We start from the raw sequence: 12,254 nt of genomic DNA, 5'->3' as shown, positions 1-12,254 counted from the left end.
ATGAATCCACTAGACATCATTGGGCTGTACTACCCCCTCGGTAGCGAGTCCAGGCGCATTCTCATTGATCATAGCCATGACGTTACGACGTTAGCCCTAGAGGTTGCTCAGCGACATCCCGAGCTCGAGCCAGACCTTGCCTTCATCGAGGAGGCAGCTATGCTGCATGACATTGGCATCTTTCTGACCCGTGCACCCAAGATCGACTGCTACGGGGCATCGCCTTATATGCTGCACGGCTATCTCGGGGCAGAGCTACTGCGCCACAAGCATGGCCTATATCGTCATGCTATGGTTGCGGAGCGGCACACGGGCAGTGGGCTGATGCCCGAAGATATTCGGCAGATGGGGCTTGATCTGCCCGAAGGGATTTATTACCCCTGTAGTGTGGAGGAGCAGATCATTTGCTATGCGGACAAATTCTTCTCCAAGAGCAAGCTCGGTCAGTGTCATAGCCTGGACAAGGTGCGCCGCTCCATGCTCAAGTATGGCGAGGCGGCACTGGAACGCTTCGATCGTCTTCATGAGCGCTTTGCTTAGATCGCCAGTGGAGAGAAATGTTATAAGAATATGGTTAGACTAGAAGCCTCTTGGTATACTGCCCTCTCGGCAGAGTTTGATAAGCCTTACTTCACCCACCTCGTAGCCCGTATCAGGAGCGAGTATCGGGAGCATCCACCCATCTTCCCCGAGGGGCGTTATATCTTCCGAGCCCTAGATCTCTGCCCCCTGCCCCAGGTGCGTGTCGTCATCCTTGGGCAAGACCCCTATCATGGCCCAGGGCAGGCTGAGGGGCTCTCCTTTTCTGTACCTCGAGGGATGGATATTCCTCCAAGCCTAAGGAATATGAAGCAAGAGATAGAGAGTGATATAGGTCGTCCCTCTATCGTTCTCGACGGACACCTTATGCCTTGGGTTGAGCAGGGGGTATTGCTCCTCAATGCGACCCTTACGGTGCGAGCGCATCAAGCGGCTTCGCATCAGGGCTTAGGTTGGGAGACCTTTACCGATGAGGTCATTCGGCAGCTCTCGATGCGCCGCTCAGGCCTCGTCTTCATGCTTTGGGGGGCTCCAGCTCGGCGCAAGGGGGCTATGATCGATCGTTCTCGTCATCTTGTCTTAGAGGCCCCACACCCCTCCCCTCTATCTGCTCATCGAGGTTTCTTTGGCTGTCGACACTTTAGCCGAGCCAATGAGTACCTCATAGCCCAAGGCTTAGCTCCGATCAATTGGTAGGGCTTCTTTCGTCTCAAAAGAACTAGCCCCAGAGACCTACAGGTCTCTGGGGCTACGCTTTTGATATGTTAGGTCTACACCTATTTAGCCGTTGATCTCTTCGATGATGGCTTCAATATCATCTTGGCAGCTGCCGCATACAGAGCCAGCCTCGATGGCCTCGGATACTTCGTCGAAGGTCTTCAGACCGTGCTCACGAACAGCCTGCTCGATTGTCCCACGAGTGATCTCTAGGCAGTGGCAGATGATTTCATCTGGATTTCCCATATTCTTAGTTGTGATTAGTGAATAATAAATCGTTTAAGCGACGCAAAGTTAGTGAAGCCTAATCACTTTCCCAAGCGTTTAGCCTTTCGTCTTAGAATACCTCGACGATGAGGATGCGGGCATATCGCCAAAAACCCTCCGAGTCAGTGATCCGAAGGGTCAGAGCTCCCCGCCCGTCCGCCTCGAGCTTGTAGGTTGAGCTGGGGTGTACACTGTGTATCTTGGCCTCTTTGCTCTGCAGGGGGAGCGAGATGAAGGTACGCTTGTCCACCTGGGTCAAATAGTCTAGATTGGCCCGATCGACCGAGATGCGATCGTTGCGGTAGAGCCGCATCTCTGCTAGGTCTCCCTTCGTCCCCAGGCAGTAGTGAACGAGGTTGAGGGCCTGCTCACGTGCCAGTAGGCTCTCGGCCCTTTGCTTCTGTTCTTGGTCTAGGCGATGGGCCTCGCGGCGTAGTCGCTTCAGATGTGCCTCTAGGCTCTCGATGGCCTTTGATCGTAGCTCGATCTCTTCTCCTATGCTCTCGATTTGCTCCCTTTGACGCTCATGCTGCTGCTTGAGCATTTGTACCATGAGGTAGAGGCTACTATTGGTGTCATTGCTCTTCTGTAGCTTCTGCGAGAGCTCCTCTAGAGCCTGATGGTTGGCCTCGAGCTTGTCTGCGATTTGCTGCATATTGGCGTCGATGCGCTCCTGCAGGCTCTTGCTCGATGCACCTCGCTGGGGGTTGAGGTCGATCATGCTCTCGATGTGTTCGATTTGCTGGAAGTTAGCCAGTACACTGGCCACGAGAGAGTCTGTGTGGAAGACCTCCTGCTCATAGACCTGATTGCGTAGAGCGATCGAGTCGTATTGTTCCTTGAGCTCTGAGTAGCTACCGGAACTGACGCAAGAGGCCGAGAGTAGTAGGAGGGGAAAGAATAGTAAGTAACGATGGGTCATTGGTCTGTGTTATCTGCTTGGCTATCTGTCGTCTTTTGTTTCTTCGTGGGGGTAGCGCCTGCGACGACGAGGACAAACTCGCCTCGAGGACTATGTGTAGAGAAGTGTGAGATGAGCTCAGAGAGCGAACCTCGCACGACCTCTTCATGTAGCTTGCTCAGCTCTCGTGCTGCTGCCGCAGGGCGATCCTCTCCTAGCTCAGAGGCCAATTGCTCTAGGGTCTTGAGCACTCGATGAGGGGACTCGTAGAGCACCATGGTACGGGGCTGGTCGGCCAGCTCCTTGAGGCGGGTCTGACGACCCTTCTTCACAGGCAAGAAGCCTTCGAAACTGAAGCGATCGCAGGGCAGTCCCGAGGCAACCAACGCAGGGACTAAGGCCGTTGCTCCAGGGAGGCATTCGACCTCGATGCCCCGCTCGAGGCAGGCCCTCACCAGCAGGAATCCTGGGTCAGAGATCCCAGGTGTGCCAGCATCTGAGACGAGGGCTACATCTTGGTTCTCCTCTATGCGGCGGCAGATATGCTCTAGGGCTTGATGCTCGTTGAACTTGTGGTAGCTCTGCAGACTACACTTGATCTCGTAATGTTTGAGCAATAGACCCGTAGTGCGAGTGTCCTCTGCCAGGACGAGTTGCACTCGGCGAAGGGTCGAGAGGGCTCTCAGGGTAATGTCCTCTAGGTTGCCGATGGGGGTAGGGACGATGGTTAGCTTGGCCATGAGATAGGGTAGGGCTAGGGCTCGAGTAAATACATAGGGGAGGGACTAGTACGCTTGAGAGCCGTTAGGGTAACATCCTTGCCCACACGGATACCCTCGCAGAAGAGACGCTGCTCAATGGTTTTCCAGCATAGGTCTGGGTGATTGTTGTCCTTGCTTAGATGGCAGAGCCAAATGTTGCGCATCTCGGGATGGAAAGCTTGGCAGAGTAGCTCGGCCGTGTCGCTATTGCATAGATGCCCGAGCGGGCTGGCAACACGCTCTCGGAGGAAAGGTGGGTAGGGCCCACTCTCAAGCATCTCGTGGTCATAATTTGCTTCGACGACGAGATGTCGTGCTCGGCTGGCGTAGTCGATGATCTCTGGCGTAACGTGCCCGATGTCGGTTGCCAGGGTGAAGGTGAAGTCATCGCCGCTACTGATGTGATAGCCGAGGTTCTCTGTGCTGTCATGGGGAACTTCGAAGCTCTCGATCCGAAAGCCTGCTAGGGAGAAGGCCTCCCTTGCGCTGATGATGCGGCGAGAAGCCCCTACATCCTCTGAAACGAAGCGACTTGAGGCGATGCAGTGATGCACCCGCTCTGTCGCATAGATGGGGATGTGATACACGCCTCCGAGCACCCCGACGGTACGGACGTGGTCTGCATGCTCATGCGTTACGATAACTCCTTGGATATGGGTGCTGTCTAGAGGAATGCCTTCGGCTTTGAGGGCTTTGGCAATCGAACGTATAGGGATGCCTGCATCGATCAGGATCCCTTGGTCATCTTGGCCGAGGTAGTAGCAGTTGCCGCTACTACCACTGGCCAAACTCATAAATCTAATCACTATAGTCTTTGATCTCTTTGTCTTAGTTAGAATGTGAGGCAGGAAGGAGGTGATCGAAGGCCTATGCCCTAGCCCCTCTGCTTGAAGATCCCATGATAGAAGCTCTCATGAGCTCCGTCGATGCTGATCTCTCCCCTAAGCGAACAACCCATCAACTCCCTAATCTGTTCGGAGCTATAGCCCAAACCGATCAAGTGCATGAGCTTAGTTAGGGCCGCCTCGGTCGTGCTGTCGAAGCCACTCACGAGGCCTATCTCTTGTAGGCCATGCCCCGTTGCATAGCGTCCCATATCTACATAGCCTCGAGGGCATTGGGTAACGTTTACGATGACGACACCTCGGGCTAAAGCTCTCGAGAGGGCTTCGATGAACCAGTCTGCCTTTGGAGCATTGCCACTGCCGAAGGTCTCTAGGACGACACCCTTGAGGCGGGGAACGCCCAGGATTGCCTCTACGACCTCAGGGGTAATCCCAGGGAAGAGCTTGAGGATAACGACGTTGGGGTCAAAGTCTTTATTGACCTTTAGTCCTCGAGGCTTTTCCTCTCTGTAGATCATCTTGTCGTTGTAGCGAATATCTATCCCGGCATAGGCCAGCTCGGGGTAGTTGAAGGAGGCGAAAGCGTTGAACTGGTCTGCGCTCACTTTACAAGCTCGGTTGGCTCTCATGAGGTAGTTCTCGAAGAAGATCGTTACCTCGGGGACTCTAGGTTGACCATCGGGCAGAGTAGCTGCTGCGATCTCTATGGCTGTGATGAGGTTCTCCTTGCCGTCGGTGCGGAGCTTGCCGATTGGTAGCTGAGAGCCTGTGAAGACGACTGGTTTGCTCAGTCCCTCGAGCATGAAGCTCAGTGCAGAGGCCGTGTACGACATGGTATCTGTACCGTGCAGGACAACGAAGCCATCGAAGAGATCATAATTCGTCTCGATGATCGTGGCGATCTGCTCCCAAATCTGCGGTGTAATGGCAGAGGAGTCTATCGGGGGTGTCAGCTGCTCTACGGAGATCTCGCAGCCAATGCGTCGTAGCTCGGGTACGTTGTCGTACAGGTAGGTGAAGTCGAGGGCCTCGAGGGCTCCGCTTGCGGGGTTCTCTACCATGCCGATGGTGCCGCCAGTGTAGATGAGCAGGATGGATCGATGGTTAGCCATAATGTGGGGCAGTTTGTTGGTTCGTCTGTAGGTATGGGGCTAAGGACTTCGGGCCGTAGCGACGACACAAAGATAACCCTTTTAGCTCAAGCCTTATCCTCTGATATGCCATTCGTTGTCCTAAGGGTAGGGGAATGCTTCCCCTCAGGAGAGTCTAGACGAGTCGGGGGAGCAGTGCAAGTTGCCTCGCTCTGCTCCCCCTTGTTCGTCTCGCTCTGCTCTAGGCTTATTGTAGGCCTCGAGCCCTCATCAGGCTACTGATGTCTGGATGCTTGAGCCCTGTCATTTGTTGGAATAGACCATTAAGATCCTGCGAATTGCCCTTAGAGAGGATAAGCTCTCTAAGACGCTCCCCATTCTCGGGTGTCAGTCCTCCATTCTTGACGAACCAGTCGTAGACGTTGTTGTCCAAGACCTCAGACCATAGATAAGCGTAGTAACCAGCCGAGTATCCGCCACCCATGCTGTGGCGGAAGTAGGTGCTACGGTAGCGAGGGGGGATTTGTTTGTTGTACATCCCTGCACGCTCGAGGGCTTCACGTTCGAAGGCGGCCACATCCTTCACCTCAGAGCCTGCTGGGAGCTTGTGCCAGGCCATGTCGATGACCACGGAGGCGATGTTCTCCCCGAGGGCATAGGCCTGGTTGAAGCGTGCTGCACGCTTCATCTTCTCCACCAGGGTTTCGGGCATGGCTTCGCCGCTCTTGTAATGCTTGGCATAGTTGCCCAATACTGAGGGATCTGTAGCCCAATGCTCGTGAAACTGTGAGGGCATCTCTACAAAGTCTCGAGGTACGTTAGTGCCTGAGAGCGTCTCGTACTGCTGGTTGGCAAAGAGGCCGTGCAGCCCATGACCGAACTCGTGGAAGAGGGTCGTAACCTCGTCCATATTCAGCAGGCTAGGCATGTCGCCCACGGGAGGAGCATAGTTGCAGACGTTGTACACGACGGGGCGGTTGCCGAGCAGGTGGCTTTGCTCTACGAAGTTACCCATCCATGCACCACCGTTCTTCGTGGGGCGACGGTAGTAGTCGGTGTAGAAGAGGGCCATTTTCTTCCCATCCTTGTCGAAGACGTCATACACATGCACATGCTCGGCATATACAGGCAGATCCGTACGCTCTACGAAGCTGATGCCGTAGAGCTGCTTGGCCATGTAGAAGACACCATTCTTGAGCACACTGTCGAGGGCCATGTAGGGCTTGATGTCGTTCTCATCGAGATCATACTTGGCCTTGCGGAGCTTCTCTGCATAGTAGTCCCAGTCCCAGGCCTCTAGCTTGAAGTCTGCGCCTGCCGTCTTCTTGGCGAAGTCCTCTAGCTCCTTGGCGTCGGCCTTAGCCTTGGGGGCATAGGCCTTGGCAAGTCGGTAGATGAAGCCATCGACATTGTCAGGGTTCGAGGCCATCTGATCCTTCAGCCCCCAGGTCGCATAGTTGTCGAAGCCGAGGAGCTTAGCCTTGTCCGCACGTAGGCGGGTAATCTGTAGGACAATGGCTCGGGTATCGTTGTCATCCCCCTGCTCTGCTCTAGTGAGCGAAGCCTCTAGCAGGCGGCGACGTAGCTCACGATTGTCCAGCTCACTGAGGTAGGCCGAGCGGGTTGTATTGCTGTTAGTCAGGAGGTACTTGCCTGAGTGGCCAGCCTGCTCAGCGTCATGTTTAGCCTGAGCGAGGGAGGCCTCGGAGAGACCCGAGAGCTCGTTAGTATGCTCGACGAGGATCGAGGCCTTAGCACTAGCCTCACGCACTTGGTTGCTGAACTTATTCGTTAGGACAGATAGCTCTTCGTTGATTTTTTTGAGTTGCTCCTTGGCCTCTGGCTCTAGGTCTGCACCGTTCTTGACGAAGCCGTCATAGACCATCTGCAGCAGTCGAGCATCCTCGCCCTGGAGCTGGCTCATGTGTTCGGTGTAGACCTGCTTGACACGGGCGAAGAGGGCTTCGTTGAGATTGACCGCATCGTAATGAGCCGAGAGCATAGGCCCGATTCGCTCCTCGATCTCACGGATGGGTTCGGTGCCGTGTGCGCTGGCCACGGGGAAGAAGCAACCCGAGGTGCGAGAGAGCAATTGTCCTGCACGTTGTAGGGCAACGATGGTGTTGTCGAAGGTAGGAGTTTCGGGGTTCTTGACAATGGCCTCGATCTCCTCCTTGTGCTGCTGCATCCCAGCCTCGAAGGCAGGCATGTAGTGTTCAGGACGGATCTTGTCGAACTGAGGAGCACCGAACTCCAGTGGGCTCTCTGACAGAAGCGGATTGGGCTCTGTAGTGCCAGCGGATTGCTGACACGAATAGGTTGCCGATAGCATAGTTGCTAAGCTAAGTGATACGATTAGTTTCTTCATTACGATGATTGTGAATAATGCGAGGCTAAGATACTGAATTTATTTGCTTAGAGCCCCCTCTGATGCTGGGCTCTCCAGTGGGGCTTAAGAGTCTCCTTGCGACTTCTCTTCTCCCACAGCCTTTGTGGGGCCTCGCTCGAAGCCATATAGACACTCTTCTTGCGCCCCTATTGATGCCTCAATGGAGCCCTTACTTGAGTCTCACTTGCGATCCTACTTAGACCTCGATGGAGATCCTACTTGGGTCTCTGCTACGATCCTACTTAGATCTCAATGGAGATCCTATTTAGATCTCAACTGAGCTCCTATCTAGACCTCCACGATGCTGCTACTTGTGCTCGTGCAGGATTGTTGCTTCTCTCTTTGTTTGTGCTCACTAATGTCTTCGAGTGAGAGCTTTACCTCCGATCTTGGCCTCGAATGGGAGGGGGGATCTCGAATAGTGGATCGCTTCGCCGCTCGAGGTCTTTGGCCTGTATAGATTTGTAGATTGAGACAAATTGTTATTACCTTTGTTTATGACCTCTTCTCCACGGAGAGGAGGCTCGTCTTGTGTATTACTATAAAACAATATGAACGAATTTCATAAGTACGCTACCAAGCACCTGGGTATGAACAGCCTTGCCCTGGAGGGCTATATGAACCTGCAGAGCAGCTATATTTCTCCTACGATCATCGAAGAGCGTCCGATGAATGTCGCCCAAATGGACGTCTTCTCTCGTCTGATGATGGATCGTATCATCTTCCTCGGGACTTCGGTTAATGACTATACGGCCAATGTCATCCAGGCCCAGCTCCTCTTCCTCGATAGCAACGACCCCGGAAAGGATATATCTATCTATATCAATTCTCCAGGAGGCTCAGTTTATGCTGGCTATGGGATCTATGACACGATGCAGTACATTGGTTCGGATGTCTCGACCATCTGCACTGGTATGGCAGCCTCGATGGCAGCCGTCCTGTTGGTCTCTGGGACGAAAGGCAAACGCTTCGCCTTGCCTCACTCCCGTGTGATGATTCACCAGCCCCTAGGTGGTGTACAGGGACAGGCCAGCGATATTGAGATTACAGCCCGTGAGATCTCCAAGGTTAAGCAGGAACTCTATCAAATCATCTCCGACCACTCGGGCCAATCTATTGAGCAGGTGGCCAAGGATAGCGATCGAGACTACTGGATGACTGCCCCCGAGGCTCTCGACTATGGGATGATCGACCGAGTGTTGGTACGAGAAAAGAATAAGTAACGATGGCTAAGAAGACTGATAGCTGCGACTTCTGCGGTCGCTCCAAGGCGCAGGTTGGTGAACTGATGCAGATCGAGGAGTACGACTCGAAGATCTGTAGTCAGTGCTCCATGAACTATGTCCTTATCGCACAGGCCATCGAGGGTGCTCAGCGCAAGCACCAGGGCAGTACGGCCGCTCAGGCTGGGTTGGATTTGGCTACACTGCCCAAGCCTGTGCAGATCAAGCAACACCTCGACCAGTACGTCGTCGGGCAGGATGAGGCCAAGCGTTATCTCTCGGTAGCTGTCTATAACCATTATAAGAGGTTACTACAGGCCAACGAGGGCGACGAGGTCGAGATCGAGAAGAGCAACATCCTCATGCTCGGCCCTACGGGGACGGGGAAGACGCTCTTGGCCAAAACTATTGCCCGTATGCTCAACGTCCCCTTTGCCATAGTCGATGCGACGGTGCTGACTCAAGCAGGTTATGTGGGGGAGGATATAGAGAGCATTCTCACTCGCCTCCTACAGGCCGCTGACTACGATGTCAAGGCTGCCGAGCGAGGTATCGTCTTCATCGATGAGATTGACAAGATCGCTCGCAAGGGCGACAACCCATCTATTACCCGAGATGTGAGTGGTGAGGGGGTACAGCAGGGTCTGCTCAAGCTCCTCGAGGGGACGATCGTCAATGTCCCCCCTCAGGGTGGCCGTAAACATCCTGAGCAGAAGTTGATCCCTGTCGATACACAGCAGATCCTCTTCGTCTGTGCAGGAGCTTTCGATGGCATTGAGCGCAAGATCGCCCAGCGTCTCAACACCCGAGTGGTCGGCTACAACAGCCCTAGGGCACAGATGGAGCACAAAGACGAGGAGCACCTGCTTCGGTACGTGGATGCTCGAGACCTTAAGTCTTTCGGCTTGATCCCGGAGATCATCGGTAGGTTGCCGATCATCACCTTCCTCCATCCCTTGACGGCCGATACGCTTCGGATGATTTTGACTGAGCCCAAGAATGCCATTACACGGCAGTATCGCAAGATCTTTGCTATGGATGGCATCGAGCTCACCTTCACAGACGAAGCTCTCGACTACATCGTACAGAAGACGATGGAGCAGAAACTCGGAGCTAGAGGCTTGCGCTCTATTGTCGAGGCTATTATGATCGATGCGATGTTTGAAGCACCCTCGCAAGAGATCAAGCAGCTGGTCATCGACAGAGCCTATGCCCAGGAGCGTTATGAGCACAGTATCTAAACAGCTCTCGAGGTCGGCGGACCGTAAGGCTCGTAGGCCCTTCCGCTTCTAGAGCCCAATTCATTATCAATCGTTATGGAGCAGCAGAGACAAAAAGAGCTACTTGAGGCCCTCAAGAAACACTTCGGCTTTGACCGGTTTAAGGGCAATCAGCAGGCGATCATCGAGAATGTGCTGTCTGGCAAGGATACCTTCGTCCTCATGCCTACAGGCGGAGGCAAGAGTCTCTGCTATCAGCTTCCAGCCATGCTGCTAGAGGGTACAGCCGTCGTGATCTCGCCCCTTATTGCTCTGATGAAGAACCAGGTCGATGCAGTCCGGGGCTTCGCAGGTGATGATGGGGTGGCACACTTCCTCAACTCTTCGCTCTCTCGAGCTCGCCTCGAGGAGGTCAAGCGAGATGTGCGCTCAGGGCGAACCAAACTCCTCTATGTTGCCCCCGAGTCGCTCAATAAGGCTGACAATATGGACTTCTTGCGAGAAGTCCCCATCTCCTTTTACGCTGTCGATGAGGCGCATTGTATCTCTGAGTGGGGGCATGACTTCCGCCCTGAGTACAGGCGCATCCGCTCCATCGTCTCCGACATCAACCTCAGACCAATCATTGCCCTAACGGCTACGGCTACACCCAAGGTCGGGCACGATATTCTCAAAAATCTCGGGATCGAGGATGCTACAGTATTCAAGAGCTCCTTTAACCGTCCCAACCTTTACTATCAGATCAAGCCTAAGACAGAGGATATTGACCGAGATATTGTCAAGTTCATCCTCTCCCATCCGAAAAAAAGTGGGATCGTCTATTGCATGAGTCGCAATAAGGTTACTACTTTTGCACAGGTTCTTCAGGCCAATGGCATTCGGGCTCGCGCCTATCATGCCGGGTTGGATGCTAAGGAGCGATCGGACAATCAGGATGCCTTCCTCAATGAGGAGATCGAGGTCATCGTCGCTACCATCGCTTTTGGCATGGGTATTGATAAGCCCGATGTGCGCTACGTCATCCACTACGATATGCCTAAGAGCCTCGAGGGTTACTATCAGGAGACTGGACGAGCTGGCAGAGACGGCGGCGAGGGTAACTGTATCGCCTACTATTGTCGAGAGGATCTAGACAAGCTCGAGAAGCTCATGAAGGGGAAGCCCGTATCAGATCAAGAGATCGCCAAGCAGCTACTCGAGGAGACGGCCGACTATGCCGAGTCGCATCTGTGCCGACGAGTACTCCTGCTCAATTACTTTGGAGAGAAGTATCAGAACGATAACTGTCATTGTTGCGACAATTGTTTGACCCCTAAGAATAAAGTGGAAGCTCAAGAATTACTTTTGAACCTATTAGAGGTAATAGGTACACTCAAGGAGAAGTTTAACACGGACTATGTCATCCGCATCCTCAGAGGCGAGGTGAACTCGGACGTAGAGTCCTTTCACCACGAAGATCTCGACGGCTTTGGCATCGGCCAGGAGCATGACGAGAGTATGTGGAATACCGTCATCCGTCAGGCCCTAGTCAGTGGCTATATTGAGAAGGATGTAGAGACCTATGGCCTGCTCAAGATAACGGCTGCTGGGAAGAAATATATGAAGAAGCCTGTTAGCTTCAAGGTCGTTGTCGATGTCGACTCTGAGGGGGATGAGGAGGACTTCGAGGGCAAGCAGGCTGGTGGAGCCGGTGGAGCAGTAGACCCAGTACTCTTCTCCATTATGAAGGATCTTCGCAAGAAGATGGGCCAGCTCAATAAGGTCCCCCCCTATGTGATCTTTCAGGATGCCTCGCTGGAGGCTATGGCGACCTTCTACCCCATTACGATGGATGAGCTACAGAACATCCCCGGCGTCGGTGCGGGTAAGGCCCAACGATATGGTCAGCAATTCCTAGACATCATTCGCAAGCACGTTGAGGATAACGACATTGACCGCCCAGAAGATCTGAGGGTACGCACCCTGCCCAACAAGAGCAAGATGAAGGTGCAGATCATTCAGCAGATTGACCGCAAGGTCGCCCTCGATGATATCGCCATCAGCCACGGGCTCGAGTTCGATCAGCTCCTCTCCGAGATCGAGGCTATTGTCTATTCAGGTACGAGGATCAATATCTCCTACTTCATCGATGAGATCATGGATGAGGATCATATGCTCGACATCTACGACTACTTCAAGGAGTCCACTACAGACAATCTCGAGGCCGCTATGGATGAGCTGGGGGGAGACTACACGGAGGAGGAGATCCGCCTCGTGCGCATTCGCTTCATCTCCGAGATGGCCAACTAACCACAACCCAA

Annotated in this window: 11 protein-coding genes; 5 read left to right on the top strand and 6 right to left on the bottom strand. The window is 53.8% G+C overall.

What is annotated here, in order from left to right:
• Both HQ37_RS02415 and ung read left to right on the top strand, forming a co-directional pair.
• Positions 1–540: an HD domain-containing protein gene (locus HQ37_RS02415; protein WP_036879860.1), complete on the top strand. Its 540-nt coding sequence runs from the start codon at positions 1–3 to the stop codon at positions 538–540.
• Positions 541–570: 30 nt separating this feature from the next.
• Positions 571–1,236: a uracil-DNA glycosylase gene (gene ung, locus HQ37_RS02410; RefSeq protein WP_036879858.1), complete on the top strand. Its 666-nt coding sequence runs from the start codon at positions 571–573 to the stop codon at positions 1,234–1,236.
• An 84-nt stretch (positions 1,237–1,320) separates the two neighbouring features.
• Here ung and HQ37_RS02405 read toward each other — a convergent pair whose 3' ends face one another.
• From HQ37_RS02405 to HQ37_RS02380, 6 genes are all read right to left on the bottom strand, one after another.
• Complete coding sequence (locus tag HQ37_RS02405) at positions 1,321–1,503, bottom strand: (2Fe-2S)-binding protein (protein WP_036879856.1); 183 nt, start codon at positions 1,501–1,503, stop codon at positions 1,321–1,323.
• A gap of 91 nt (positions 1,504–1,594) precedes the next feature.
• Positions 1,595–2,446 carry a hypothetical protein gene (locus HQ37_RS02400; RefSeq protein WP_036879854.1) on the bottom strand — a complete coding sequence of 284 codons (852 nt, stop codon included), beginning with the start codon at positions 2,444–2,446 and terminating at the stop codon, positions 1,595–1,597.
• The gene (gene rsmI, locus HQ37_RS02395; RefSeq protein ID WP_036879852.1) at positions 2,443–3,165 is read right to left on the bottom strand and encodes a 16S rRNA (cytidine(1402)-2'-O)-methyltransferase; all 723 of its coding nucleotides are present in this window, start codon (positions 3,163–3,165) and stop codon (positions 2,443–2,445) included. Before rsmI ends, HQ37_RS02400 begins: the two co-directional genes overlap by 4 nt.
• A 14-nt stretch (positions 3,166–3,179) precedes the next feature.
• Positions 3,180–3,980 carry an MBL fold metallo-hydrolase gene (locus HQ37_RS02390; protein WP_200879445.1) on the bottom strand — a complete coding sequence of 267 codons (801 nt, stop codon included), beginning with the start codon at positions 3,978–3,980 and terminating at the stop codon, positions 3,180–3,182.
• Positions 3,981–4,060: 80 nt separating this feature from the next.
• The gene (locus HQ37_RS02385) at positions 4,061–5,143 is read right to left on the bottom strand and encodes an asparaginase (RefSeq protein WP_036879846.1); all 1,083 of its coding nucleotides are present in this window, start codon (positions 5,141–5,143) and stop codon (positions 4,061–4,063) included.
• 226 nt (positions 5,144–5,369) lie between these two features.
• Positions 5,370–7,490 (bottom strand): M3 family metallopeptidase, encoded by a 2,121-nt coding sequence (locus HQ37_RS02380; RefSeq protein WP_152566769.1) that lies wholly within the window; start codon positions 7,488–7,490, stop codon positions 5,370–5,372.
• Between the two features lie 572 nt (positions 7,491–8,062).
• Here HQ37_RS02380 and clpP point away from each other — a divergent pair.
• The 3 genes from clpP to recQ all read left to right on the top strand — a co-directional run bounded on the left by clpP (position 8,063) and on the right by recQ (position 12,243).
• Positions 8,063–8,734, top strand: a complete 672-nt coding sequence (gene clpP / locus HQ37_RS02375) for an ATP-dependent Clp endopeptidase proteolytic subunit ClpP (protein ID WP_036879841.1) — start codon at positions 8,063–8,065, stop codon at positions 8,732–8,734.
• Positions 8,735–8,736: 2 nt separating this feature from the next.
• The gene (gene clpX, locus HQ37_RS02370; RefSeq protein ID WP_036879837.1) at positions 8,737–9,975 is read left to right on the top strand and encodes an ATP-dependent Clp protease ATP-binding subunit ClpX; all 1,239 of its coding nucleotides are present in this window, start codon (positions 8,737–8,739) and stop codon (positions 9,973–9,975) included.
• Positions 9,976–10,050: 75 nt separating this feature from the next.
• Positions 10,051–12,243, top strand: coding sequence for a DNA helicase RecQ (gene recQ, locus HQ37_RS02365; protein WP_036879834.1), 2,193 nt, complete (start codon positions 10,051–10,053; stop codon positions 12,241–12,243).
• Positions 12,244–12,254: the final 11 nt, after the last annotated feature.

The sequence above is a fragment of the Porphyromonas sp. COT-239 OH1446 genome (genome assembly GCF_000768875.1).
In the GTDB taxonomy this organism is placed as follows: domain Bacteria; phylum Bacteroidota; class Bacteroidia; order Bacteroidales; family Porphyromonadaceae; genus Porphyromonas.
Note: the sequence above shows the minus strand (reverse complement) of the source record. Positions and strands in the feature narration are given on the sequence as shown.

Excerpts from the sequence above, each read along its gene's own strand:
- HQ37_RS02415 (WP_036879860.1), top strand. The coding sequence starts at position 1 with ATGAATCCACTAGACATCATTGGGCTGTACTACCCCCTCGGTAGCGAG.
- ung (WP_036879858.1), top strand. The coding sequence starts at position 571 with ATGGTTAGACTAGAAGCCTCTTGGTATACTGCCCTCTCGGCAGAGTTT.
- HQ37_RS02405 (WP_036879856.1), bottom strand. The coding sequence starts at position 1,503 with ATGGGAAATCCAGATGAAATCATCTGCCACTGCCTAGAGATCACTCGT.
- HQ37_RS02400 (WP_036879854.1), bottom strand. The coding sequence starts at position 2,446 with ATGACCCATCGTTACTTACTATTCTTTCCCCTCCTACTACTCTCGGCC.
- rsmI (WP_036879852.1), bottom strand. The coding sequence starts at position 3,165 with ATGGCCAAGCTAACCATCGTCCCTACCCCCATCGGCAACCTAGAGGAC.
- HQ37_RS02390 (WP_200879445.1), bottom strand. The coding sequence starts at position 3,980 with ATGAGTTTGGCCAGTGGTAGTAGCGGCAACTGCTACTACCTCGGCCAA.
- HQ37_RS02385 (WP_036879846.1), bottom strand. The coding sequence starts at position 5,143 with ATGGCTAACCATCGATCCATCCTGCTCATCTACACTGGCGGCACCATC.
- HQ37_RS02380 (WP_152566769.1), bottom strand. The coding sequence starts at position 7,490 with ATGAAGAAACTAATCGTATCACTTAGCTTAGCAACTATGCTATCGGCA.
- clpP (WP_036879841.1), top strand. The coding sequence starts at position 8,063 with ATGAACGAATTTCATAAGTACGCTACCAAGCACCTGGGTATGAACAGC.
- clpX (WP_036879837.1), top strand. The coding sequence starts at position 8,737 with ATGGCTAAGAAGACTGATAGCTGCGACTTCTGCGGTCGCTCCAAGGCG.
- recQ (WP_036879834.1), top strand. The coding sequence starts at position 10,051 with ATGGAGCAGCAGAGACAAAAAGAGCTACTTGAGGCCCTCAAGAAACAC.